Source organism: Stenotrophomonas rhizophila (assembly GCF_020857975.1).
GTDB classification, from domain to species: domain Bacteria; phylum Pseudomonadota; class Gammaproteobacteria; order Xanthomonadales; family Xanthomonadaceae; genus Stenotrophomonas; species Stenotrophomonas rhizophila_C.
The window spans coordinates 350506-375642 of record NZ_JACWUO010000002.1 but is presented as its reverse complement, the minus strand read 5'-3'; the positions used below and the strand labels follow the sequence as shown (position 1 = coordinate 375642).

Annotated in this window: 21 protein-coding genes; 9 read left to right on the top strand and 12 right to left on the bottom strand. The window is 69.1% G+C overall.

The genetic code is table 11. The features are described 5' to 3' along the window. Positions 1-36 precede the first annotated feature (36 nt). From mfd to IC535_RS03635, 3 genes are all read right to left on the bottom strand, one after another. Positions 37-3504, bottom strand: coding sequence for a transcription-repair coupling factor (gene mfd / locus IC535_RS03645; protein ID WP_228886651.1), 3468 nt, complete (start codon positions 3502-3504; stop codon positions 37-39). 198 nt (positions 3505-3702) lie between these two features. Then, positions 3703-4248 (bottom strand): GNAT family N-acetyltransferase, encoded by a 546-nt coding sequence (locus IC535_RS03640; RefSeq protein ID WP_228886652.1) that lies wholly within the window; start codon positions 4246-4248, stop codon positions 3703-3705. Between the two features lie 127 nt (positions 4249-4375). Next, a complete protein-coding gene (locus tag IC535_RS03635) occupies positions 4376-5233 on the bottom strand; it encodes a 23S rRNA (adenine(2030)-N(6))-methyltransferase RlmJ (protein ID WP_228886653.1) in 858 nt (285 codons plus the stop codon). A gap of 45 nt (positions 5234-5278) precedes the next feature. On the opposite strand from IC535_RS03635, the gene creB reads away from it, so the two are divergent. The 7 genes from creB to IC535_RS03600 all read left to right on the top strand — a co-directional run bounded on the left by creB (position 5279) and on the right by IC535_RS03600 (position 12961). After that, positions 5279-5968 carry a two-component system response regulator CreB gene (creB, locus tag IC535_RS03630; protein WP_228886654.1) on the top strand — a complete coding sequence of 230 codons (690 nt, stop codon included), beginning with the start codon at positions 5279-5281 and terminating at the stop codon, positions 5966-5968. 1 nt (position 5969) lies between these two features. Beyond that, positions 5970-7430, top strand: coding sequence for a two-component system sensor histidine kinase CreC (creC, locus tag IC535_RS03625; protein WP_228886655.1), 1461 nt, complete (start codon positions 5970-5972; stop codon positions 7428-7430). 99 nt (positions 7431-7529) lie between these two features. After that, positions 7530-8849 carry a cell envelope integrity protein CreD gene (gene creD / locus IC535_RS03620; protein WP_228886656.1) on the top strand — a complete coding sequence of 440 codons (1320 nt, stop codon included), beginning with the start codon at positions 7530-7532 and terminating at the stop codon, positions 8847-8849. Between the two features lie 9 nt (positions 8850-8858). Next, positions 8859-9269, top strand: coding sequence for a hypothetical protein (locus IC535_RS03615; RefSeq protein WP_228886657.1), 411 nt, complete (start codon positions 8859-8861; stop codon positions 9267-9269). Positions 9270-9368: 99 nt separating this feature from the next. Then, the gene (locus tag IC535_RS03610) at positions 9369-10973 is read left to right on the top strand and encodes a M28 family metallopeptidase (RefSeq protein ID WP_228886692.1); all 1605 of its coding nucleotides are present in this window, start codon (positions 9369-9371) and stop codon (positions 10971-10973) included. 82 nt (positions 10974-11055) lie between these two features. Further along, complete coding sequence (gene gltX / locus IC535_RS03605; RefSeq protein WP_228886658.1) at positions 11056-12459, top strand: glutamate--tRNA ligase; 1404 nt, start codon at positions 11056-11058, stop codon at positions 12457-12459. Between the two features lie 16 nt (positions 12460-12475). After that, positions 12476-12961, top strand: a complete 486-nt coding sequence (locus IC535_RS03600) for a Fur family transcriptional regulator (RefSeq protein WP_228886659.1) — start codon at positions 12476-12478, stop codon at positions 12959-12961. A 157-nt stretch (positions 12962-13118) separates the two neighbouring features. Here the strand turns inward: IC535_RS03600 and IC535_RS03595 are convergent, their stop codons facing one another. From IC535_RS03595 to IC535_RS03570, 6 genes are all read right to left on the bottom strand, one after another. Next, positions 13119-14315, bottom strand: coding sequence for an HlyD family secretion protein (locus IC535_RS03595; RefSeq protein WP_228886660.1), 1197 nt, complete (start codon positions 14313-14315; stop codon positions 13119-13121). A gap of 8 nt (positions 14316-14323) precedes the next feature. Further along, entirely contained in the window at positions 14324-16009 is a 1686-nt protein-coding gene (locus IC535_RS03590) for an MFS transporter (RefSeq protein ID WP_306433096.1), read from the bottom strand. Then, a complete protein-coding gene (locus IC535_RS03585; RefSeq protein WP_228886662.1) occupies positions 16006-16572 on the bottom strand; it encodes a TetR/AcrR family transcriptional regulator in 567 nt (188 codons plus the stop codon). Before IC535_RS03585 ends, IC535_RS03590 begins: the two co-directional genes overlap by 4 nt. Before the next feature lie 73 nt (positions 16573-16645). Next, a complete protein-coding gene (locus IC535_RS03580; RefSeq protein WP_228886663.1) occupies positions 16646-17875 on the bottom strand; it encodes an MFS transporter in 1230 nt (409 codons plus the stop codon). Further along, positions 17872-18306 (bottom strand): MarR family winged helix-turn-helix transcriptional regulator, encoded by a 435-nt coding sequence (locus tag IC535_RS03575; protein ID WP_228886664.1) that lies wholly within the window; start codon positions 18304-18306, stop codon positions 17872-17874. The genes IC535_RS03580 and IC535_RS03575 overlap by 4 nt, the downstream gene beginning before the upstream one ends. 259 nt (positions 18307-18565) lie before the next feature. After that, positions 18566-20752 carry a TonB-dependent receptor gene (locus tag IC535_RS03570; protein ID WP_228886665.1) on the bottom strand — a complete coding sequence of 729 codons (2187 nt, stop codon included), beginning with the start codon at positions 20750-20752 and terminating at the stop codon, positions 18566-18568. 170 nt (positions 20753-20922) lie between these two features. Here IC535_RS03570 and IC535_RS03565 point away from each other — a divergent pair, with 170 nt between their 5' ends. Then, entirely contained in the window at positions 20923-21336 is a 414-nt protein-coding gene (locus tag IC535_RS03565; protein ID WP_228886666.1) for a MerC domain-containing protein, read from the top strand. A gap of 113 nt (positions 21337-21449) precedes the next feature. After that, a complete protein-coding gene (locus IC535_RS03560; protein WP_038689543.1) occupies positions 21450-21632 on the top strand; it encodes a 30S ribosomal protein THX in 183 nt (60 codons plus the stop codon). Between the two features lie 100 nt (positions 21633-21732). Here IC535_RS03560 and IC535_RS03555 read toward each other — a convergent pair whose 3' ends face one another. The 3 genes from IC535_RS03555 to IC535_RS03545 all read right to left on the bottom strand — a co-directional run bounded on the left by IC535_RS03555 (position 21733) and on the right by IC535_RS03545 (position 25126). Beyond that, positions 21733-22992 carry an ectonucleotide pyrophosphatase/phosphodiesterase gene (locus tag IC535_RS03555; RefSeq protein ID WP_228886667.1) on the bottom strand — a complete coding sequence of 420 codons (1260 nt, stop codon included), beginning with the start codon at positions 22990-22992 and terminating at the stop codon, positions 21733-21735. A gap of 179 nt (positions 22993-23171) precedes the next feature. Beyond that, positions 23172-23663 (bottom strand): methylated-DNA--[protein]-cysteine S-methyltransferase, encoded by a 492-nt coding sequence (locus IC535_RS03550; RefSeq protein ID WP_228886668.1) that lies wholly within the window; start codon positions 23661-23663, stop codon positions 23172-23174. Beyond that, positions 23660-25126 (bottom strand): AlkA N-terminal domain-containing protein, encoded by a 1467-nt coding sequence (locus tag IC535_RS03545; RefSeq protein ID WP_228886669.1) that lies wholly within the window; start codon positions 25124-25126, stop codon positions 23660-23662. Before IC535_RS03545 ends, IC535_RS03550 begins: the two co-directional genes overlap by 4 nt. Positions 25127-25137: the final 11 nt, after the last annotated feature.

Genomic DNA, 25137 nt, shown 5'->3' with positions numbered 1-25137 from the left:
CCGGCCCGCAGAAGCAGGGGGTGTCGGGGGATGGGGTCAGCGCGGGGAAAGGGTCAGCAGCATCGCCTTGGCGGCGCTGAAACGGTCTTCCGGCAGCGGTAGCGGATGGCGGATGCGCAGCTTGTCCGGCCCTTCCATGGTGTACAGCTTGGGCTGCTTCTGGATCAGCTGGATCACCGCCATCGGGTCGATGTCCGGCTTGGCATCGAACACGATGCGCCCGCCGTTTTCGCCCAGTTCCAGCTTGCGGATGCCCAGCGCATTGGCCTGCAGCTTCAGTTCGGCGATGGCGAACAGGTGCTTGGCCGGGTCGGGCAGCAGCCCGAAGCGGTCGATCATCTCCACCTGCAGTTCGCGCAGCGCCTCGTTGTCGCGCGCGCTGCTGATGCGCTTGTACAGGGTCAGGCGGGTGTGCACGTCGGGCAGGTAGGCGTCGGGAATCAACGCCGGCACGTGCAGTTCCACCTCGGCACCACGCGCCTCTTCGCCGGCATCCAGGTCGGGCAGCTTGCCCAGGCGGATGCTGCGCACCGCGCGTTCGAGCAGCTCGGTGTACAGGCTGAAGCCGACCTCGGCCATCTGGCCGCTCTGGTCCTCGCCGAGCAGTTCGCCGGCGCCGCGGATTTCCAGGTCGTGGGTGGCCAGGGTGAAGCCGGCGCCCAGTTCGTCCATCGAGGCGATCGCCTCCAGCCGCTTTTCCGCGTCGGCGGTCATCGCGCGCTTGTCCGGCACCACCAGGTAGGCGTAGGCGCGGTGGTGCGAGCGGCCGACCCGGCCGCGCAGCTGGTGCAGCTGGGCCAGGCCGAAGCGGTCGGCGCGGTTGATGATGATGGTGTTGGCGTTGGGGATGTCGATGCCCGATTCGATGATCGTGGTGGACAGCAGCACGTTGTAGCGCTGCTTCTGGAAGTCCAGCATCACCCGCTCCAGCTCGCGCTCGGGCATCTGCCCGTGGGCGATGCCGATGCGCGCTTCGGGCACCAGTTCGGCCAGGTCGCGCTGCATGCGGCCGATGCTTTCCACATCGTTGTGCAGGAAGTACAGCTGGCCGCCGCGGGCCAGTTCGCGCTGGAACGCCTCGCGCAGCAGCGCATTGTCCCAGGCGGTGATGAAGGTCTGCACCGCCAGCCGGTTGGGCGGCGGGGTGGCGATGATCGACAGGTCGCGCAGCCCGGCCATGGCCATGTTCAAGGTGCGCGGGATCGGGGTGGCGGTCAGGGTCAGCAGGTGCACGTTGGCGCGCATCGCCTTGAGCGCTTCCTTCTGGCGCACGCCGAAACGCTGCTCCTCATCGACCACCACCAGGCCCAGGTCCTTGAACTTCACGTCCGGCTGCAGCAGGCGGTGGGTGCCGATGATCACATCGATGGTACCGGCGGCCACCTTTTCCAGCTCGGCCTTGATCTCCTTGGTGCTCTTGAAGCGCGACAGCACTTCCACCCGCAGCGGCCAGTCGGCGAAACGGTCGCGGAAGTTGCGGTAATGCTGTTCGGCCAGCAGCGTGGTCGGCACCAGCACGGCTACCTGCTTGCCGGCGCTGGCCGCGGCGAAGGCGGCGCGCACGGCCACTTCGGTCTTGCCGAAGCCGACGTCGCCGCAGACCACCCGGTCCATCGGCTGGCTGCTGGCCAGGTCGCGCAGGGTGGCATCGATCGCGGCAAGCTGGTCGGGGGTTTCCTCGAACGGGAAGCCGGCCGCGAACGGCTCGTACATGGCGCGGTCCACGTGCAGCGCCAGCCCGGCGCGGGCGCGGCGGCGGGCCTGGATTTCCAGCAGTTCGGCAGCCACGTCGCGGACCTTCTCGGCCGCCTTGCGCTTGGCCTTGGTCCACTGTTCGCCGCCGAGCGAGTGCAGCGGCGCGGTTTCGGCCGAGGCACCGGAGTAGCGGCTGATCAGGTGCAGCTGGGCGACCGGTACGTACAGGCGGTCGCCCTTGGCGTATTCGATCTCCAGGAACTCGCCGGGCATGCCGCCGGCGTCGAGCACGATCAGCCCGCGGTAGCGGCCCACGCCGTGGTCTTCATGGACGATCGGCGCGCCTTCGGTCAACTCGCCCAGGTCGCGGATGATCGCTTCGGGTTCGCGCCCGACCCGGCGGCTGCGGCGGGTGGTGCCGGCGCGCTCGGGGAACAGCTGGCGCTCGGTGAGCACCGCGATCTGCGGGTCATCCAGCGCGAAACCGTCTTCCAGCGGCGCCACGGTGATCGCAAAACGGATCCTGGCGTCGGCCAGGAACGCCGGCAGGTCGGCCACCACCGGCGGTTTCAGTTCGGCGGCCAGCAGCACTTCCAGCAGTGCCTCGCGGCGGCCGGGCGAATCGGCGGCGATCAGTACCCGGCCCGGGTAATGGCCCAGGAAGGATTTCAGCGCTTCGCCGGCCGGGGCATCGCGGGCGGCCACCGGCAGCGGCGGCAACGGCTGGTCGCCCAGCGGCTGGGCCTCGTCGATGCGCGGGTGGTCGGCGTTCCAGACCTCGATGCGCGGCAGCGCGTTGAGCGTACTGCTCAACGCCTCGGGGCTGAGATACAGCTCCTGCGGAGCCAGCAGCGGGCGTTCGAGGTCGTGCCGGCGTTGTTCGTAACGGTTCTGGGTCTGCGCCCAGAACGCGGCGGCGGCCTCGCCCACGCCGGCGGCGACCAGCGGCAGCACGTTGGGCTGCAGGTAGTCGAACAGGGTGGCGGTGCGGTCGAAGAACAGCGGCAGGTAGTACTCCACGCCGGCCGGCGCCAACCCGGCCTTGAGGTCCTGGTACAGCGCGCTGCGCCGGGTATCCACGTCGAAGCGTTCGCGCAGGGTGGTCAGCACCCGCGCTACCGCCAGCTCGTCCAGCGGCACTTCGCGGCCGGGCAGCATGCGCACCGCATCGACCTTGTCCAGCGAACGCTGGCTCTCCGGGTCGAAGGCGCGGATCGAGTCGATGTCCTGGTCCAGCAGTTCCACCCGCAGCGGCGCATCGGCGCCCATCGGGAAGACATCGAGCAGGCCGCCGCGCACCGCGAAGTCGCCCGGGTCCATCACCTGCGGCACGTTGCGGTAGGCCGCCGCTTCCAGCCGGCGCTTTTCCGCGTCCAGGTCCAGGCGCTGGCCAACCTTCAGGTCGAAGCTGCCGCCGATGATGTACTTGAGCGGCGCCAGCTGCTGCAGCAGGGTCTGCACCGGCACCACCACGATGCCGCGGGCGAGCGTGGGCAGGCGGTGCAGCGCGGCCAGGCGCTGGGAAATGATGTCCGGGTGCGGGCTGAAGGCGTCGTAGGGCAGGGTTTCCCAGTCCGGGAACACCACCACCGGCAGGCTCGATGCGCTGCCCAGCAGGGTGCGCAGGTCGGCTTCGATCTGGTTGGCGCCGTGGTTGTCGCGGGCGATGACCAGCAGCGGCCCGTCATGGGCCTCGGCGGCACGCGCGGCATACCACGCCAGCGCGGTGGCCGATGCGGGAGCGCGCCACCAGGCGCGGAGCTGGCCGGAACGGGGCAGCGGCGGAACGGGAGAGGAGGGACGTGACATTGACCGCCGATTTTAGCAGACCGTGCGGTCGCGGCTGTGTCAGCCGGTACGGATGGCGGCGAACCGACATGACGGTGGAGCCGGCCGCTGGCCGGCAACCACGCAAAGGTTCACCACGCGATGGTAGTGCCGGCCGCTGGCCGGCAACCACGCACATCGGGAAGCATCGTCGGGAGCCGGCCAGCGGCCGGCACTACCTCAACTATCGAGCTCGAGTACCATGCGCACCAGCCCGGGCGTGCCCTGCGGGTGCGGTACCGGCTTGAAGCCCAGCGACGCGGCCAACTGCTTCATCGGCTCGTTCTGTTCGGCCACATCGCCATACAGGCGGTCCAGGTATTTGCCGCGCGCCCATTTGACCAGCTTGCGCATCAGCTGCCGGCCCAGGCCCTGGCCGACCAGGAAGCGGCTGACCAGGATGGCGTACTCGGCTTCGCGGGTGCCCTGGACGATCGAGGCCCGTGCCACCGCCCCGACCACGGCTTCACCGGCGGGCAGGGACTCGGCCGCGACCAGGGTGATTTCGCTCTTGGGATTGGGGTGGGTCAGGCGCTGGGTGGTTTCCGGCGACAGTTCGGTCACCGATTGCAGGAAACGGTCGCGGATTTCTTCCGGCCCGAACAGGCTGAACGCGGCGTGGAGCGGCGCGCCGTCTTCGGGACGGATGGGGCGGATCAGCAGCTCATGGCCACTGGGTGCCTTGAAGATCTCGTGCCAGGGCGGCATGCGGTTACGGGTAGCCATACCGGTGATTCCTAGGTGGTCTTCGGATTCTCGCATCCCCGGGGGGCAGTTCCGTGAACGGAACGCTCACGCCGTTCAGGGAAGCGGGCCAGGCCGGGCCGGGGGCGCCGGCCCGTGTCCGGGCGGGCTATTCGGCCTGCTTGAGCCACTGCAGGCGGGTGCTGGCACCGGCTTCGCCCAGGTACTGCTTCAGCGCCGGCATGGCCGGGGCCAGGGTCTGGTCGAACTGCCACGGCGGGTTGAGCAGCAGCATGCCGCTGCCGTTGAGGCGCAGCGGGGAATCGTCCGGGCGCACCAGCAGTTCGACGGTCAGCACCGACTTGACCGGCAGCGCGCAGGCCTTGCGCAGGAAGTGCAGCACGGTGCGGCGCTGCTTGATCGGGAACCAGATCGCGAAGCTGGCCTGCGGCCAGCGCGCCAGGATCTCGCTGACCGAGGCCAGGATGCGCACGTACTCGGCATCCTGCCCCTCGTAGGGCGGGTCGATCAGCACCAGGCCGCGGCCGATCTTGGCCCCGTTGGCCTTGGGCGGCAGCAGCGCCTTGTTCTGCGCATAGCCGTCGGCGTGCAGCACCGCCACCCGGCTGTCGTGGGCGAACAGCGCCTTCAGCGCGGCGGCCTCGCCGTCCTGCAGCTCGCACACCGCCATGCGGTCCTGCTCGCGCAGGGTCCGGGCGGTCAGCAGCGGCGAGCCGGGGTAGCTGATCATCGCCCCGACCGGGTTGTCGGCCTGCACCGCCTTGAGGTAACGCTCGATCACCGCCGGCAGCGTGGGCTGGGCCATCAGCCGCATCACCCCATCCTCGGCTTCCAGCGTCTTGCGGCTTTCCTCGCTGGCCAGCAGGTAGCGGCCGGCGCCGCCGTGGGTGTCCAGCACGAAGAACGGGCTGTCCTTGCGCTTGAACGTGTCGAGCAGGGCGAGCTGCACGATGTGCTTGAGCACGTCGGCATGGTTGCCGGCATGGAAGGCGTGGTGGTAATTCATCGGCGCAGTGTACGGGGCGGCGGGCCCAGCGGCTATGCTGCGCGCATGAACCGCCCCCTGCACAACGTCCTGGTGGTCGAGGACGAAACCGCCATCGCCGATACCGTGCTGTACGCCCTGCGCAGCGAGGGCTACGGCGCCCGGCACTGCCTGCTCGGCGGGCAGGCCCTGGAGGCGCTGCGCCAGCACCCCTTCGATGTGGTGGTGCTGGACGTGGGCCTGCCGGACATGAGCGGGTTCGAGGTCTGCCGCAGCCTGCGCACCTTCAGCGAGGTGCCGGTGATCTTCCTGACCGCGCGCAACGACGAGTTCGACCGGGTGCTGGGCCTGGAGCTGGGCGCCGACGACTACATGGCCAAGCCATTCTCGCCGCGCGAGCTGGTGGCGCGGGTACGCGCGCGCCTGCGCCGCAGCGCTACCGCCGCCGAACCGGCCGGCTGGCAGCAGCACGGCCGCTTTGCGATCGACCGCGAGGGCCGCCGGATCCGCTTCGACGACCACCCGCTGGACCTGACCCGCTACGAGTACGCGCTGATGGCCGCGCTGCTGCAGCGCCCCGGCGCCATCCTCAGCCGCGCCCAGTTGATGGACCGCGGCTGGGACAGCGCCGCCGACAGCGCCGACCGCACTGTCGATACCCATGTCAAAACCCTGCGCGCCAAGCTGCGTGCGGCCGGCGCCGAACCCGACCCGATCCGCACCCACCGCGGCCTGGGCTACGCGCTGGAGGTGTAGGGTGCGCCTGGGCCTGAAGCTGTTCCTGGGGTTCTTCCTGATCGTGGGCATCGCCGCGTTCTTCGTGATGCGCATCTTCGTCAACGAGGTCAAGCCCGGCGTGCGCCAGGCGATGGAATCGACCCTGGTCGATGCGGCCAACGTGCTGGCCGAACTGGCCGCCAGCGACGTCAAGGCCGGCACCATCGGCAACGGCCGCTTCGTGGCCGATCTGGCCCGCGCGCAGCGCCGCGATCCCAAGGCGATGGTCTGGCGATTCCCCAAGCGCACCCTGGACTACCAGGTCACCATCACCGACGCCCGCGGCATCGTGCTGTACGACTCCCGCGGGCAGGGCGTGGGCCGCGACAACTCGCGCTGGAACGATGTCTACCGCACCCTGCGCGGCGAGTACGGCGCGCGCTCCAGCCCGGAAACCCCGGGCGATGCTACCCACTCGGTGATGCACGTGGCCGCGCCGATCTACGACCCGGCCGATGGCCGTCGGCTGATCGGCGTGCTCAGCCTGGCCCAGCCCAACCGCAGCATCGATCCGTTCATCGCCGCCAGCCAGCGCGCCATCATGCAGCGCGGGGCATGGTTGATCGGGCTGTCGGCGCTGATCGGGCTGCTGATGACCGGCTGGCTGATGCACGGGGTGAACCGGCTCAACCGTTACGCCAAGGCGGTCAGCGCCGGGCAACCGGTGCCGCCGCCCAAGCCGCGCCGCGACGAGATCGGCGATCTGGGCCAGGCGCTGGAAACCATGCGCCGCAAGCTCGAAGGCAAGGCCTACGTCGAACAGTACGTGCAGTCGCTGACCCATGAAATGAAGAGCCCGCTGGCGGCAATCCGCGGCGCGGCCGAACTGCTGCAGGAGCCGCTGCCCGATGCCGACCGCGCGCACTTTGCACGCAGCATCGAAGGCCAGGCGCAGCGCCTGACCGAAACCATCGACAAACTGCTGGCGCTGGCCGAAGTGGAACAGCACGGCTGGCTGCAGAAGCGCGAGCCGATCGAGCTGGGCCCGCTGCTGCAGCACGCCGCGGCGGCGGTGGCGATGCGTGCGCAGGCCGCTGCGGTGCAGATCGATGTCGAAGCGCCCGACGCGCTGGTGATCCAGGGTGATGGCTACCTGCTGCGGCAGGCCTTGAACAACCTGCTCGAGAACGCGCTGGCGTTCTCCAGCCCGGCCGGCCGCATCCAGCTCAGTGCCGCCCGCGAAGGGCAGGGCGTGGCGCTGCGGGTGGCCGACCGCGGCAGTGGCGTGCCCGAGTACGCACTGGAGCGGGTATTCGAACGGTTCTATTCGCTGGCGCGCCCGGCCACCGGCCTGCGCAGTTCCGGGCTGGGGCTGTCGTTCGTGCAGGAAGTGGCGCGCCTGCATGGCGGCCGGGTGCAGCTGCGCAACCGCGAAGGCGGCGGCGCGATCGCCGCGTTGTGGCTGCCGTGGCGCGACCCGGCCGCGCCGGCCCGGCGCTGAGCCACGCCGGCACGGGCACTTCACACAGACTTCAAACTCAGCACAAACCCCGCACACCGGCAGCCACCAAGCTGGCCCCCTCCCAACCGAGGACGGGCCATGAAATCCCTGAAAATGCTGTTGCGGTTCGCCATCGTCGGCGGGCTGATCCTGTTGCTGCTGATCCCGCTGATGATGATCAAGGGCGTGATCAACGAGCGCGAGGCCTACCGTGACGAGGCCTATCTGCGCGTGTCGCAGAGCCGTGCCGGCGCGCAGACCCTGACCGGCCCGGTGCGGGTGGTGCCGTGGACCGATACCCGCCAGGTCGAGGTGGTCGATGCGGCCGGCAACAAGAAGCTGGAAACCCAGACCGAAAGCAGCTACTGGCTGCAGATGCCGTCCAAGCTGCTGGTGGACGGCCAGATGCAGCCCGACGAGCGCCGGGTCGGGCTGTTCCGGGTGCCGGTCTACAGCTGGAAGGCCAAGGTCACCGCCGAGTTCGCCGACGACGACTACCCGATCAAGCCCGGCCGCGTGTACGGCACGCCATACCTGGTGGTCGGCATCGCCGATGTACGCGGCCTGGTCGGTTCGCCCAGGCTGCAGGTCGACGGCCGGGCACTGACCCTGCAGCCGGGCGTCGGCGCGGTGACCGGCATCGGCAAGGGCCTGCAGGTGCCACTGCGTGGCTTCGAGCACGACAGCGGCGGCATGCTCAAGGGCAGTGCGCTGGCGCTGGAGCTGGTGCTCGATGGCACCCGTTCGCTGGCGGTGGTGCCGGTGGGCGATGACAGCCGCATCGCGATCCGTTCGCCGTGGCCGCATCCGCTGTTCGGCGGCAGCTTCCTGCCCAACCAGCGCAACGTCGGCGAACAGGGCTTCGACGCGCAGTGGGCGGTGTCCTCGCTGGCCTCCGAAGCACAGCGCCAGCTGCGCGACAGCAAGGATGTCGAGCCGGAAACGGTCAGTGTCGAGCTGGTCAACCCGGTGGACATCTATACCCAGGCCGACCGCGCCAGCAAGTACGGCATCCTGTTCATCGTGCTCACCTTCGTCGGCTTCATCCTGTTCGAGCTGATCAAGCGCCTGCGCATCCATCCGCTGCAGTACCTGATGGTGGGCCTGGCGCTGGCGATCTTCTTCCTGCTGCTGCTCAGCCTGTCCGAGCACATTCCGTTCTGGCTGGCCTACGTGCTGTCGGCGCTGGCCTGCATCGGGGTGCAGGCGGTGTACCTGTCGGGGGTATTGAAAAGCTGGGCGCGTGGCCTGGGCTTCGCCGGCATGTTGACCGTGTTGTACGGGGCGCTGTACGGCCTGCTGATTTCGGAAAACAACGCACTGCTGATGGGGTCGCTGCTGCTGTTCGGCGTGCTGGCCACGGCGATGTGGATCACCCGCCGGGTCGACTGGTATGAACTCGGCGCCAGCCTGAAGTAAGGAGGCGACATGGGCTGGCGACAGAAATTGCGGCAACGGGCGGGGCAGGGCATTCCCGCGTTGCTGGAGGTGGATGCGCTGCTGCAGGCCAGTGGCGTGCTGGCGGCCTTGCCGGGGGCGCGGATCGCCCCCGGCCTGGTCCGCTTCACGCTGGCCCGGCGCAGCTGCGAGGGCGTGCAGCGGCAGGGCCTGGACTGGCTGTCCGGCGCGCGCCAGGGCCGCGGCGCCGTGGCCGGGCGGGTACCGCGCTACCGGGCATGGAAGGCCGGCAGCGCCGCGCTGGCCGAGATCGGTATCGATGGCCTGCCCGCCGATTGGCCGGCGCACGCGCCGGTTTTCGGCTGCACCAGCGTGGACCGTCGCCATTGGCTGCTGCTGTTGCCGGCACAGGCCCAGCTGTGGCTGGGCTGGAACGGCTGAGCGCGGCGCTGCGTACATGACCGATGGGACGGGGGCGCCGCACCGGCGCTGGCTAGACTGGCAGGCTCGATGAGCAGTGCCGGAAGGCAGGGGTGCGATGTGCTGAAGTGGGGCGTGCTGGCGGTAGCGCTGGCGGTGGGTGGCAATGCAACGGCGCAGCAGCGCGAAACGGTGGACCTGGAGATGGTGGGCAAGATCCGCCAACAGGCCTTCCATCAATCGCAGGTGATGGACACCTTCAGTTACCTCACCGAACGCATCGGGCCGCGCCTGACCAACTCGCCGGCGATGGGCCGGGCCAATGCATGGACGCGCGGCCGGTTCAACGACTGGAAGCTGGACAACGTCCACGACGAAGCCTTCGACGCATTCGGCCGTGGCTGGGAATTCACCTCGGCCAGCGTGGAGATGCTGGGTGACCGCGTGCAGCCGCTGCATGCGCTGCCCAAGGCATGGACGCCGGGTACCTCCGGTCCGGTCGAGGGCGACCTGGTGCAGGTGGACATCAAGAAGCCCGAAGACATCGACAAGTACCGCGGCAAGCTGCGCGGCAAGATCCTGCTGCTGGGCCAGGCGCGTGAGTACAAGCGGGGCACCGACGCCGATTCGCACCGGCATGACGCGACGTCGCTGGAAGGCCTGCAGGAATTCACCCTGCCCAAGGACAAGGACGTGCTGGCCGACCGCGCCAAGCGGGTCAAGGAGTACCAGGAGAAGCAGGCGCTGGCGGCCAGGGTCAACGCGTTCTTCGTCGAAGAAGGTGCGCTGGCCTCGATCAGCATCAGCGGCTGGGACAACGGCATCATCCGTGTTGCCGGCGGTGGCTCGCGCAAGGCAGGCGAATCGGTCGGCATTCCCGAACTGGCGATGATCGCCGAACATTTCAATCCGCTGGCGCGTGCACTGGAGGCCAAGCAGCCCGTGCGCCTGCGCGTGGATGTGGCGGCGCGCTTCACCGACCAGGCCGACCAGCCCGGCTACAACACCCTGGCCGAGATCCGTGGCAGCAGCCGGCCCGATGAGGTGGTGATGATCGGTGCGCACCTGGATTCGTGGCACAGCGGTACCGGCGCGGCCGACAACGCCGCCGGCGTGGCGGTGATGATGGAGGCCATGCGCATCCTCAAGGCCGCTGGCGCCAAGCCGAAGCGGACCATCCGGGTGGCCTTATGGAGCGGTGAAGAACAAGGGCTGATCGGCTCGCAGGCCTATGTGGCCAAGCACTTCGGTGGCTTCCCCGAGCCTGCCGATGCGGCGCAGAAGGCGCTGCCGGCCTCGTTGCGCGAGCCGACCGGTGCCCTGCACAAGACCCGCGACTACAGCAAATTCCAGGTCTACTTCAACATGGACAACGGCTCGGGCCGCTTCCGGGGCATCTACGCGCAGGAGAACATGGCCGCGGTGCCGATCTTCCAGGCATGGCTGGCGCCCTTCCATGATGTCGGTGCCACCACCGTGGCCACCCGCAACACCGGCAGTACCGACCACATCAGCTTCGACCGCATCGGCCTGCCGGGCTTCCAGTTCATTCAGGACCGGCTGGATTACTTCAGCAACGTCCACCACAGCCACCTCGATACCTGGGATCACGCTGAACCGGAAGACCTGAAGCAGGCCGCCGCCATCGTGGCCTCCTTCGCCTACCACGCGGCCATGCGCGAGCAAGCCTTCCCGCGCAAGCCCGAGCCGCAGCCGCAGCGGTGAGGAAGCGGCACGGCGGCCGCCGCCGCCGTGCCCTCCCGGGGGTGATGGTAAAATCGGGGGATTCCCGTTCCCCGAGCCTTCCATGACCTGCCGCACCCGTTTCGCCCCCAGTCCCACCGGCTACCTGCACATCGGCGGCGCCCGCACGGCGCTGTACTGCTGGCTGGAGGCCCGCCACCGTGGCGGCGAATTCGTGCTGCGCATCGAGGACACCGACCGCGAACGCAGTACCCAGGGCGCGATCGACGCGATTCTGGAGGCGATGGACTGGCTGGGCCTGGGCTACGACGAAGGCCCCATCTACCAGACCCAGCGCGTGGCCCGGTACCTGGAAGTGGCGCAGCAACTGGTCGCCGACGGCAAGGCCTATTACGCCTATGAAACCCGCGAAGAGCTCGACGCCATGCGCGAAGCGGCGATGGCCAAGCAGGAAAAGCCGCGCTACAACGGCGCCGCGCGCGAGCTGGGGCTGCCGTACCGGGACGACCCGAACCGGGTGATCCGCTTCAAGAACCCGCTGGAAGGCACGGTGGTGTTCGACGACCTGATCAAGGGCCGCATCGAGATCGCCAACAGCGAGCTGGACGACATGGTGATCTTCCGCCCGGACGGCTTCCCCACCTACAACTTCGCGGTGGTGGTGGACGATTGGGACATGCGCATCAGCGAGGTCATCCGCGGCGACGACCACATCAACAACACCCCGCGCCAGATCAACCTGTATGAAGGCATCGGCGCGCCGGTGCCGAAGTTCGGGCACATGCCGATGATCCTGGACGAGCAGGGCGCCAAGCTGTCCAAGCGCACCGGCGCGGCCGATGTGATGCAGTACAAGGATGCCGGCTACCTGCCCGACGCGCTGCTGAGCTACCTGGCCCGGCTGGGCTGGTCGCATGGCGACCAGGAGCTGTTCACGCGGCAGGAGCTGATCGACCTGTTCGATGTGACCAACTGCAATTCCAAGGCGGCGCGGCTGGACATGGCCAAGCTGGGCTGGGTCAACCAGCACTTCCTGAAGACCGTCGAACCGGCCAGCATCGCCCCGCACCTGGTCTACCAGCTGAACAAGCTGGGCCTGGACCTGGCCGCCGGCCCGGCCCCGGCCGACGTGGTGGTGGCACTGCGCGACCGCGTGCAGACGCTGAAGGAAATGGCCGAAAAGGCCGTGGTCTGGTACCAGCCGCTGGCCGAGTACGACGAGGCGGCCGTGGCCAAGCACTTCAAGCCGGGCGCGGAACTGGCGCTGGGCAAGGCCCGCGAGCTGCTGGCCGGGATCGCCGACTGGACCGCCGAGGCCGTCTCGCTGGCCCTGCACGATACCGCCACGGCGCTGGAGATCGGCATGGGCAAGGTCGCCCAGCCGCTGCGCGTGGCCATCACCGGCACCCAGGTCAGCCCGGACATTTCGCAGACGGTGTTCCTGGCCGGGCGTGAAGAGGCCTTGAAACGCATCGACGTCGCACTCACTAAAGTACCGACGGCCTGACCACAGGAGACCGCGCATGCCTGCCAAAACCGCTTGTACCGCCCCGCACCACCACGTCCACGATGCCTCCGACTTCGTGAAGGTGGTCGAACGCGTGTGCTCGGAACGCGGGCTGCGCCTGACCCCGATCCGCGCCAACGTGCTGCGCCTGATCGCCGAGGCCGGCAAGCCGGTCAAGGCCTATGAACTGCTGGAATGGGTGCGCAGCGGCAAGGGCGTCGGCGCCGATGCGCCGCCGACGGTGTACCGCGCGCTGGATTTCCTGATGGCCAATGGCTTTGTGCACAAGCTCGAATCTGTCAACGCGTTCGTGGCCTGCCACCATCCCAGCAGCGCGCAGCACTCGGTGCCGTTCCTGATCTGCAACAGCTGCCACAGTGCGGTGGAACTGGAAGACAAGGAGATCGTCAGCCAGCTGGAAAAACGCGCCAAGGAGCTGGGTTTCCAGCCGCAGGCGCAGACCCTGGAAGTGCATGGCTTGTGCGCGCGCTGCGCGGGTTGACTGAAACGGGTCGTCCGCGCCGGTAGGGTCGGTTTCCAAACGACTGCCCGGATAGTCGTTCAGCGCTTTGGCGCATGACGTTGACCGGAGCCGCCTGGACAGAGGTCATGCCCCACCGGCGTCCCCGCTGCCATCGGCAGTCGATCGGGATGCGACCCTACCGCGACCGTGCTGCGTCGTCAGGAACCGGTTCACTGCGGCCGGATAGCTCGGCAGCGGTATCCACCTTCACCACCACCGACATGCCCGGGCGCAGGCGTCTGGCCAGCGGCTGGTCGGGGTCGATGGAAATGCGGATCGGCAGGCGCTGTACCACCTTGGTGAAATTGCCGCTGGCGTTGTCCGGGCGCAGTACGCTGAATTCCGAGCCGGTGGCCGGGGCGATCTGTTCGATGTGGCCGCGCAGTTTGCCGCCGTCGAACGCGTCCACCCGGAAGCTGGCCGGCTGGCCGATGCGCATCCTCCAGGTCTGGCCTTCCTTGAAGTTGGCCACCACCCACAGCGTGTCCGGCACCAGGAACAGCAGCTGCGAGCCGGCGGTGACGTATTGGCCAAGGCGCACCGAGGCTTCGCTGACCTGGCCGTCGCGCGGGGCGTGGATGACGGTGTTGGCCAGGTCGATCCTGGCCAGTTCCAGCTGGGCCTGGGCGGTTTCGACGCGGGCTTCCAGGCCTTTGCGGGCGACCTGGGTGGAAGTGAGGGTTTCTTCGGCGATGCGGATCTGGGCCTGCGCCTGCTGCACCGCCGATTGCGCCGACTGCGCGCCGGTGCGGAACTTGTCGCGGTCGTTGAGCGCCACCAGCTGCTGCGCGGCCAGTGCTTCATAACGTTTCAGTTCGGAGCGCGAACGTGCCAGCTCGGACTGCCCGGCGGCCAGGTTGGCCTGGGCGGCCTGGATCTGCGCGCGGTTCTGCGCCTGCGACTGATCCGAATTGGCCAGCGCGGCCTTGGCGCTGTCCAGGTCGGCTTGGGCCTGGACGACTTTCTCGCGGTAGATGCGGTCGTCGATGCGCAGCAGCGCATCGCCCTGTTTGACGTGCTGGAAGTCCCTGACCAGTACCTCGGTGACATAGCCGTTGACCTGCGGGGCGAGCACGGTGATCTGCCCACGCACATACGCATTGTCGGTGCTGACCTGGCTGCTGTTGAACGGCCACAGCGACCAGGCGCGCAGGATCAGGGCGATGCCGAGCAGGGCGATGACGATCATGATCGCCACGCTGCGCCCGCTGGGTTTGAGGTACTTCGGCGCGAACGGCGTCGCGGCCGCGCCGGCTGCCGGCGCGGCATCGGTGGGCGGTGGCGGGTTGACGTTTTCTGGCGCGCTGTCGTCGCGCGGCGGGGAGGTGGGCATGTCGGGACTCATCGGGGCGCCGCGCCGCAAGGCGCGGCTGTGCCAAGGGGAATAGAAGGCCGGTGACGCTTGCGCCATTGCTTAAGTACGGCGGTGCGTACCGAGAGCAGCAGCAGCCAGCCCAGGAAGGCCAGCGCCACCGTACCGCTGAGCGAGAACACGTCGTTGTAGGCGCGCACGTTGGCCTCGCGGCGGGTGGCCAGGGCCAGCTGCGCGGTACCCTGCGCGCTGCGCTGGACCGGATCGGTGATCAGGCCCGCGTAAAGCTGTTGCTGCTGTTTCAGGCGCTGGGCCACGACACCGTCGGCCGGATCCAGCTGGCTGACCAGCGCGCTGGAATACACCTGCTCACGATGCAGCTGGTAGGTGCCCAGCACCGCCGACCCGGCCAGCCCGCCCAGGGTCTGGGTGATCGACAGGGTGACCAGGAAGGTGATCATGTGGTCCACGCCCTGTTTGAGCGCCTGGGTGATGCCGAGCATGATCAGCGGGCCCATGAACATGCCCGCGCCGACCGAGGCCAGGAACTGGCTGGCGAAGAAGTCGTGCGGGCGGTCCAGGCTGGTGCGGCTCTGGTCGAGCAGGGCGGCGCTGCCGAGCAGCGCGATGGCCATCAGCAACTGCGGGATCAGCCGCTTCGGGCCGAAGGTCAGCGACGCGGCGGCGATGCCGGTGACCACGCCGGCCAGCACCACCGCAAACAGCGGGCGCATCTGGTCCGGGCCCATGCCCAACGTGCGCATCAGCCCGACCACGCCATAGGACTGCTCGGTGGTCAGGAAACGGATCAGGAACGCGCCGACGATGAAGTGGAGCACCGGCAGGCTGGCCAGCCAGCGGGTCTGCAGCAACGGATTGCGCCGGTAGTGCTCGACGATGAAACCGGCGGTGGCCAGGGTGATCGATGCCACCAGCGCCCAGCCCAGCCAGGGCGTGTCCAGCCACCAGCGGGTATAGCCCTGGGCCAGTACCACCACCAGCAGGCCCACCGCCGGGGCGAGCAGGGCGAAGGTGAGGAAGTCCTGCGGTTCAAATGCCTGGATCTGCACGCCCGGCGGCAGCTTGAGCACCACCACCGCGGCGAACGCGCACAGCGCCAGCCCGGCCTCGAACAGGTACAGGTTGTGCCATTGGCCGGTATCGACCAGGCCCGGCGAAACCAGCCAGGCGATCGGCACCGCCAGCTGCGAGATGCCCACCCCGATCACCAGCAGGTTGCCGGTGTAGCGGCGCGGCAGCGACTGCAGCATGTACAGCGTGCCCAGCGTGCTGCAGGCCGCGCCGGCAAAGCCGCTGGCTGCGCGCATCAGTACCGTGGTCTCAAAGCTGCCCACGAACAGGTGCAGCACCGCCAGCACCGCGTACAGGCCCAGCCCGATTTCGGCGAACAGGCGGATGCCGTACTGCTGGCGGAACTTGAAGGCCAGCAGGTTGGCGGTGACATTGACCATCGCATAGGCGGCCACCAGCCAGCTGCCCTGCGCCGGGGTGAGCCCGAGCTGGCCCTGCAGGAAGGGCAGGTTGGCGCTGACCAGGGCGTTGCCCAGCCCGCCGGTGATGCCCACCAGCAAGGCCACCAGCGCATAGGCCAGGCGCCGGTGCGGCGGGTGCCACGGCATCGACGCCGAGCCGGGCAGGGTCGGTTTTTCGTGCTCTTCCCAGTCCGGAATCGGTTTGAGGTACTGCGCCATCAGCCCTCCGCGTTGATCGGCCCCTGCAATCCACCGCGCAGCAACTGCAGGGCGCGTGCGGCCAGTTTGGCCCGCTCTTCGCGCGACTTGCCGCGCAGTGCGGCTCCCAGCATGCCCGAGATCAGTGAAATATCCGTCACCTGCAGGTCCGCACGGCACAGGCCGGCGTCGATCGCGCGCTGCATCGGGGCCTTGAGCAGGTCGCGGATGGTCTGCCGGGCGGCCTTGATCGAGGCGTCGTCGGGGTCCACCGCGCGCCAGTAGTCCGACAGCGCCGGGGACTGCACGATGCGCGCGGCCATGCCTTCAAGCACTTCGAACAGGGCATCGTCGCGTTCGCCCAGGGCCTGTACCTGGCGGGCGATGCGCGTCACCGCGCGCTGCAGCAGGGCCTCGACCAGGGCGGTGCGGTCTGGGAAGTTGCGGTACAGGGTGGCGCGCCCGACCTGGGCGCGGTCCACCACCAGGTCCAGCGGGGCGGTGACCCCGTGTTGCCCGAACACCGCATCGGCGGCGTCCAGGATCAGGGCGCGGCGGGCAGCCGCATCGGCGCGTTGGGAAGTCATGCGCCATTTTCGGACAGGAATGTCCGAAATGAAAGCGGCCTGGTGCCGCCGGGGATATCGACGCCGGATGGGATCAGCGCGTGGCCGGAACCCCATGGCTGCCGTAGCGGGCCTCGCGGATCGGCAGGTTGATCAGTGCGGCCAGCGCGGCCAGGGCCATGTCGGCGTACCACATCCACTGGTAGCTGCCCGAGTGGGCCAGGGCCAGGCCGCCCAGCCAGGCGCCGAAGAAGCCGCCCAGTTGGTGCGAGAGCAGGGTCAGGCCGAACAGGGTGCCCAGGTAGCGTGGGCCGAACAGCTTGCCGATCAGGCCGGCAGTGGGCGGCACGGTGGCCAGCCAGGTGAAGCCGAGCGCGGCGGAGAACACGTAGAAGGTGGCGGGGGTGGGCGGGGCCAGCAGGTACAGGCCGATCATCACCGCGCGGCTGGCGTACATCCAGAACAGCAGGTACTTCATGCGGAAGCGCTGGCCAAGCGCGCCGACGATCAGGCTGCCGGCGATGTTGAACAGGCCGATCAGGGCGATCGAGGTGGACGCGACGGTGGGCGACAGACCGCACAGGGCGATTTCGCCGGGCAGGTGGGTGACCAGGAAGGCGATGTGCAGGCCGCAGGTGAAAAAGCCCAGGTGCAGGCACCAGTAGCTGCGGTCGCGCGCGGCCAGGCGCAGTTGCGCGCGCAGGCCGCCATCTTCGAGGTGGGCGCCGGGGGCATGGTCGCCGGCGCGTCGCCGCAGGGGCCAGGCCAGTGGCAGGGAAAGCAGGGTGACCGCGGCCATGGTGAACATGGCACGGGCCCAGCCGGCGCTGCCGATGATCCATTGCACCAGGGGGGCGAACACGAACTGGCCGACCGAACCGCCGGCGTTGATCAGGCCGGCGGCGAAGGAGCGTTTTTCGACTGGCAGGCGGTGCGCGGTGGCGCCGATCAGGACCGAGAAGCTGCCGGCGCCGGCACCGGCGGCCATGAGCAGGCCGAGCGTGAAGCTCAGGCCAAGCGGGCTGGTGAGGTAGGGCGCCAGCAGCAGGCCGATGACGAGCAGCACACCGCCGAACAGCAGGACCGGAAGTGCGCCGCGCTGGTCGGCCACGGCGCCGAAAACCGGTTGTACGGCGCCCCAGACGAACTGGCCGATGGCCAGGGCGAAGCTGATCTCGACGATGCTGACGCCGGTGTCGCGGTGGATGGGGTCGACGTACAGCCCGGAGGTCTGGCGCACGCCCATGGTGATGGCGAGGATGGCCGAGGCGGCGATGAGCAGGCCCCAGTGCATGCCGGGGGCGCGTTGCGGCGTGCTGCTCATGCGTGGGCTCCGTGCGGGAGGGACTGGTCGAGCTGGTCCAGCAGGGCATTCAGGCGTGCGGTGGGGGCAGCGCCGAAGCTGGCTTCGACGTCGTGCTGCGCGCGCTGCCAGAGCGGGCGGGCGCGGCGCAGGCAGGCCTTGCCGGCAGGGGTGATGACGATCAGGCGCTGGCGGGCATCCTCGCCGCGGCGTTGTTCGAGCCAGCCGGCCTGGAGCAGGGGTTTGAGGTTGCGGGTGAGGGTGGTGCGGTCCATGCCGAGGGCATCGGCGAGGTCGCCGAGCAGGCGCGGTTGCGGTGCGCGGCGCAGGATGGAGTAGGCGTTGAGGCTGAGGCCGGCGGGGGCGAGGTAACTGTCGTAGATCTGCGAGAGCCGGCGCGCGGCGCGGCGCAGGCGGAAGCAGGTGCAGGGGCTGGCGGTCAGCGGGTCCATGGGCGTCAGTCGGGTGGGATGCGTGCATCATACGTGCATATGCACGTAATGAGTCAGGCCGGAGACGACCGAAGCCGGCAGGGATCGCCAACCCGTCCGCGCCAACCCTCCACACATGGCTGGAACGCATGGAAAAGCGTAGATCCGATGCATCCGGACAATGGCCGACCGTCGTCCTGCAAATCGGTGAAGAACCAAAAAAAGGGGGCCTTGCGGCCCCCTCAGGGTTGAGCGACGACGCCGGATGTAGCGGGCCGGATCAGAAGAACGCGCGGATGCCGAAGGCGACGCCGCGGCCCGGCAGCGGCGAGTAGTCGCGCAGCAGCGAGGTATGCGGGCGTACTTCCTGGTTGGTCAGGTTGTTGCCGTCCAGGAAGACCTCGTAGCTGTTGCTGTCGCTGCGGTCCCAGCGGTAGGCCAGATGGGCGTCGACCAGGGTGTAGCCCTTGCTGGGGTCTTCGTTCTGGGCCACGTCCTTCTGGCGGCTGTAGCGCACCGCACCGACCGAGGCGCGCCAGCCATCCCGGGACCAGCGCAGGTCGGCGCCGACACGGGCCGGGGCGATGCGCGGCAGGTAGCCGGTGTTGGCCAGTTCCACGCTGTAGTTGTGGTTGTGGTCGCCATGTGGCACGGCGATGTCGACGTTGCGGCTGCCGCTGCCGTCCAGTTCGGCCTTGACGTAGTCGCCGAACACGCGCAGGTCCCAGTCGCCGGCAGTGCCTTCGAACAGATGGAACAGCGCTTCGGCCTCGGCGCCCTTGAAGACCGCGTCCTGCTGCGCCCACAGGCGTACCGGCAGGTCTTCGACCACGCCGGTGTCGGCCAGGTAGATGAAGTTCTTGAACGTGGTCTGGTAGATCGAGGCGGAGAAGTCCACGCGTTCGCTGTGGGTGTGGATGCCCAGTTCGATGCGCTGGCCGCGTTCGGTCTTCAGGTTGGCATCGCCGATTTCCAGCGAGCGGGTGGCGATGTGCGCACCGGCCGCGTACAGCTCTTCATTGGTCGGCGCGCGCTCGGAACTGTCCACGCCAAAGCGCAGGTCGACCGCGTCGTTGAGCTTCCAGATGCCGGCCGCCGACAGGTTGGTGGCATCGAATTTGCGCGCGCGGTGATCGCCGCTCGGGTCGAGCTTGACCTGGTCGTGGCGGCCGCCCAGTTCCAGTTTGAACGGACCGAACTGCTTTTCCTGCAGCACGAACAGGCCGATGTTCTTGGTCCCGGTGTCCGGCACGAAGGCTTCCTCGCCCTTGGCGCCGAAATCGCTGTTGCCGAACTGCAGGCCGAAGGCGCCGTCCCAGCCGCCGATCTGCTGCTGCACCGCTTCCAGGCGGCCTTCGATGCCGCGGTTGGTGAAGCGGGTAGCCGGCACGCCCGCTTCCAGCTCGGTGTGCTCGTAATCGGTGTAGGCGGTGCGCAGGTTGATGTTCTTCAGGAACGAGACCGGGTTGTAGATACCGCCCTTGGCCTCGAAGCGGTTCTGCACCATGTCGATGCGCACGTCGTGCTCTCCGCCTTCCTCTTCTTCCTCGCCATGCTCATGGTCATGGCCATGGTCGTCCTCGGCGTGCACGTGCGCGCCGTTGGGGATGCCGTAGTTGGTGCGGTAGGTGCTGGCCGAGGCGCCGAAGTAGCCGCCTTCGCCCAGCCAGGTGGCGCCGACGCCGCCGGCGCGGGTGCGCACCGAACTGTTGTCCAGGCGGCCGCGGCGCGGTTCGTCGCTGTCTTCTGCCTCATGGTCGTGGCCGCTGTGGTCCTCCAGGCCGTCGATCACTGCATAGCCGGGGATGCGGTAGTCGTCGCCGTTGCGGACCAGGCCGTCCACGTGCAGGACTACGTTGCCGCTCACCCCGTCCAGCCGGAACATGCCGCTGCGTTCGTCGTTGACCGAATTGCCGCGCAGTTCGGCGCGGCCGCTGAGCGGGCGGTCGGGCAGTTCGCGCGCGATGCGGCCGTCGACCACGTTGACCGCGCCGCCGATCGCGCCGCTGCCGAACAGCAGGGTGGCCGGGCCCTTGAGCACTTCGATCTGGTCGGCCAGGAACGGCTCGATGCTGGTGGCATGGTCGGCGCTGACGGTGGAGGCATCCATGTTGCCCATGCCGTTGGACAGCACCGCCACGCGCGGGCCTTCCTGGCCGCGGATGATCGGGCGGCCCACGCCGGGGCCGAAGAACGTGCTCTGCACGCCGGGCAGCTTGGCCACGGTGTCGCCCAGGGTGCCGGCCTTCTGCTCGTCCAGGCGTTCGCCGGCCAGCACCTCCACCGGGCGCGCCAGCGATTCGGCGTCGCCCTGCAGCGGCGAGGCGGTGACCTGCACGGCGGACAGTTCGGTCAGGTGGTGGTCACGCTGGCCGGCATCGTCGGCGGCCAGCGCCAGCGCGGGGGACAGGGCGGCGGCCAGCGCCAGGGACAGGGCGTGCGGCTTGAGGAAGGGTGAGAAGCGCATGGGCAGAAGGTCCGTCGTCAATTGTTACAGTGTATCAATGGTGGGGCGCGGCAATCCCATCACCGGGCGATGGAACAGGATGTTGCAGGGGGCAGGAGCGGGGAACGGGAGTGCGCGTCGGGATTGATGTTATATTATTCCATAACGCTTCGCCGACCCTGCTGGAAGTCATGCCCCTGTTCGCTCGAGTTCGTCATCTGCTGGATCGCTTCGGTGCCACCGGTTCGCTGCTGTGCGCGGTGCACTGCGCGGTGCTGCCGATCCTGCTGGCCGCCGCGCCGTCGCTGGGCCTGTCGGTCTGGCTGGGCGACGGGGTGGAACTGGCCCTGGTCAGCTTCGTGACCCTGCTCGGGCTGTTCAGCCTGGTCTGGGGCTACCGCCGGCACGGTGCGCTGCGCGCGCTGGGGTTCCTGGTGCCGGGCCTGACCGCGCTGTGGGCGGGCCTGCTGTACGGGCCGCTGCACCATGCACCGGTGCCGCACGCGGTGGTGATGACCGTTGGTGGCGTGCTGGTGGGGGTGGCCCACCTGGTCAACCTGCGTTTGAACCACGGCCACGTCCATGACGCCAGCTGTGCGCACTGAGTGCGTGTGGTAGGCTTTCCGATCGTGCGCGGGGGCGCCTGAGAGGGCGGCCCCGCCGAACCCGTGTCAGTAACGGGTATCAGATTTCGCAGTATTCAGACTAAGGAGTTGACATGGGTAAGGGTGACCGCAAGACCGCCAAGGGCAAGCGTTTCAACGCAAGCTACGGCAATTCGCGCTCGCACGTGGTGAGCAAGGTGGCCGTGGGTGCAGCTGCGCCGGTCGCCAAGAAGACCGTTGCCAAGGCACCGGCCAAGAAGGCCGTTGCCAAGAAGGCTGTCGCCAAGGCCGGTTGATCCCACCTGGCGGGTCAAAGAGAACGCGGCGCTTGCGCCGCGTTTTTTTTGGCTTTCAGCGCAGAACGAACCTGGCCGGGCCGTCGGTCATCCTCTGCGGTCAGCGCAGCGCGGGCAGCAAGGTCTGCGGGTTGCCGTCGTTGGGCGCGGCCGGGATGCCGAGCAGGCGGGTCAGCAACGGGTAGACATCCACGTTGTCGAAACCGGGCAGGGTCTGGCCCTGTTGGAACGAGGGGCCGCGCGCGATGAACACCGCGCGCATCGAGGGCAGGGCATTGTCATAGCCATGCGAGCCGCGGTTGCCCGGGGCGCGCTTGGCGATGCGCTCGCCGGTCAGCGCATCCCAGCCTTCATGCATCTGGCACACGATCGGCGGGATGCGCGGGTTGGACCCGTATTGCCAGCGCGGCGGCAGCGCTTGACGCTTCCAGCAGTCGTAGTGTGCGTGTGCCCCGATGAGCGCCTTTTCGGCCTGGCGCTGCTTGCCCGGCAGCGGCGCGAAGCCGACCGACTGGCCTTCGGAGACCAGCCGCGCGATGTCCGGCGACACCATGTCTTCGGTGGCGATCACCTGGCCGGCGGGAACGCCGGCCATGCCGTGGTCGGAGACCACGATGAGATTGGTGCCGGCATCGAGCCCGCGCGCCTGCAGCCCGTCGAGCAGGCGGCCGATGGCGCGGTCGACCTCGGCGATGGCGGCCGCGTACTGCGGCGATTCCGGGCCGCTTTCATGGCCGGCATGGTCGACCTGTTCCATGTACAGCGTGACCAGCCGCGGTGCGTTGGCGTCGGTCTGCCCGATCCAGCCCAGCACCTGGTCCACGCGCTCGGGCAACGGCACGCGGGTATCGAACACGCGCCACTGGCTGGGGCGCACGCCCTGGATGGCCGCTTCGCTGCCGGGCCAGGACCAGGTGGCGGTGCGCACGCCGGCCTTTTCGGCGCCCACCCAGATGGGCTCGCCGCCCCACCAGCGCGGGTCGGTGACGGCATCGCGCATGCTCAGCTTGAAGGTGCCCAGCACGTCTTCGTGCATGCTGTTGTGGATGATGCCGTGGTGGTTGGGGCGCAGCCCGGTGACCAGGGTGTAGTGGTTGGGGAAGGTCAGCGAGGGATAGGACGGCGTCATCCATTGCGCACGCACCCCGTCGCGGATGAGGCGCGACAGGTTCGGGCTGATGCCGCGGTCGAGCATGTCCGCGCGCAGGCCGTCGATGGACACCAGCAGCAGCTTGGGCGGCTGCGCGGGCACGACGGTGGCGCTCGGGGCGATCGCCGCAGGCGGCGTCGGAGGCGCGCTGGCACAGGCGGCCAGCGAAAGAGCGGCGGCAAGCGCCAGCGAAAGGCGGACGGAAATCATCCGGCCATGATAATCGGGCGCGGTGACGTGGCGAAGACAGTGGAGCGCGAGGCGTCGTTGCCCGTAGCGCCGGGCTCTGCCCGGCTGCTGTTGCCGTTGCCGTTGTTTCCGCTTTGCAGAACAACAGCAGCCGGGCAGAGCCCGGCGCTACGGGCAGCAGCAACCATTATCGCCAGCGGTCAGGCGAACAGCGCATCGCGCTGCGCTTCCAGCTGCAACAGCGCCGCCTTGGTCGGCAGCCCGCCGCCGAAACCGGTGAGCGCGCCACTGCTGCCGATCACCCGATGGCAGGGCAGCACGATCGGCAGCGGATTGCGCCCGTTCGCCGCACCGACCGCGCGGCTGGCGGTGGGGTGGCCGATATGGCGGGCCAGCTCCACATAGCTCCAGGTCTGGCCGAACGGAATATCGGCCAGCGCCTTCCATACCCGCAGCTGGAACGCGGTGCCGTGCGGCGCCAGCGGCAGCTCGAAGTGCTGGCGCTGTCCGTGCAGGTATTGCAGCAACTGGGTGCGTGCTTCGCCCAGCGCGTGCGCGTCATGCCGCCATTGCGCACGGCCCTTGGCGTCGTAGCGGTTGTTCTCGAACAGGATGTGGTGGATGCCCTGGCCGTCGCCGGCCACGGTCAGTGCCCCGATCGGGCTGTCGAAAGTGTCGTAGAACAGGGTCATGTGGATGCTCCGGAAGAGGGCGTGGCCAGGTGCCACAGGTGCAGCACGGCATAGGCGCGCCACGGTCGCCAGGCCTGCGAACGGGCCTCGGTGGCGCGTTCGCTCAACCGGCTGTCGCCGCCCAGCACCTGCTGCAATACCAGGTCGCCGGCCGGGAAGGCATCGGGCAGCGCCAGGGCGCGCAGCGCGATGTACTGCGCCGTCCACGGGCCGATCCCGGGCAGCGCGATGCAACGTTCGACGAAACTGTCCAGCCGTTGCCCGGCACCGAAATCCAGCCGGCCCTCGGCCACGGCGGCGGCCACCGCGCGCACGGTGGCCGCCCGCGTGCGTGGCAGCCCGATGGTTTCCAGTGGTGCCTCGGCCAGCACCTGCGGCGCCGGGAACTGGCGGTCCAGGCCCTCGGGCATGCCGGCCAGCACGGCGCCGAAACGATCCACCACGCGCCGGGCCAGCGTGGCGGCCGCGGCCACGCTGACCTGCTGGCCCAGCACGGCCCGAACCGCCACTTCAAAGCCGTCCCAGCCGCCGGGTACGCGCAGCCCGGGGCGGGCGGCGATGCCGCGCGCCAGCAGCGGTTCCCTGCCCAGCGTGGCGTGCACGATGCGCAGGTCGGCATCCAGGTCGAAGATGCGGCGCACCCGGCGCACGATGCCGGGAATCGCGCGCGGATCGACCTGGCCCAGCTGCAGCAGCAGCTCCGGGCGCTTGGGGTCGGCGCTGACCCGGATCACGCTGGGGCGCTCGGCCGGGCCGATCACGCGCTGGTAGCTGTGCGCGTCGATCTGTTCGATGCCGGGGATGGCGCGGCGGCGCAGGAAGCCCAGCATCGCGGCGAAATCCAGCGGCGGCCGGTACCCCAGGCGCAGGGTCAGCGCGCCGCCATCGAGGTGGCCGCGCTGGCGCCTGATCGCCGTCGGCGGCATGCCGCAGCCCTCGGCGAAGGCGGCGTTGAAGCGGCGCAGGCTGTTGTAACCGGCGGCCATGGCCACGTCGGTGACCGGCAGGGCGGTTTCGGTCAGCAACTGCTTGGCCAGCAGCAGGCGGCGGGTGGCGTGGATCTGCGCCGGGGCGGCGCCCAGCCGGGCCACGAACAGGCGTTGCAGCTGGCGCGCACTCAGCCCCACCCGCGCGGCCAGCGCGCCGACCGCCGCATCCTGCAGGTAGCCGTCGTGGATCAACGCCAGCGCGCGCTGCAGGGTTTCATTGCTGAGCGCGTCCTGCGCCTCCGGGGCCAGTTCGGGGCGGCAGCGCAGGCAGGGGCGGAAGCCGGCCGCGGCCGCGGCGGCGGCGCTGGGGTAGTAGTCGACATTGCGCGGCTTCGGCGGCGGTGCCGGGCAGACCGGGCGGCAGTAGATGCCGGTGCTGCGCACGGCGGTGAAGAACACCCCGTCAAAGCGCGCATCGCGGGCAAGGCGGGCGCTTTCGCAGGCGGCGTAGTCCAGGGGCAGGGCGGTGTCCATGGGCGCCAGTC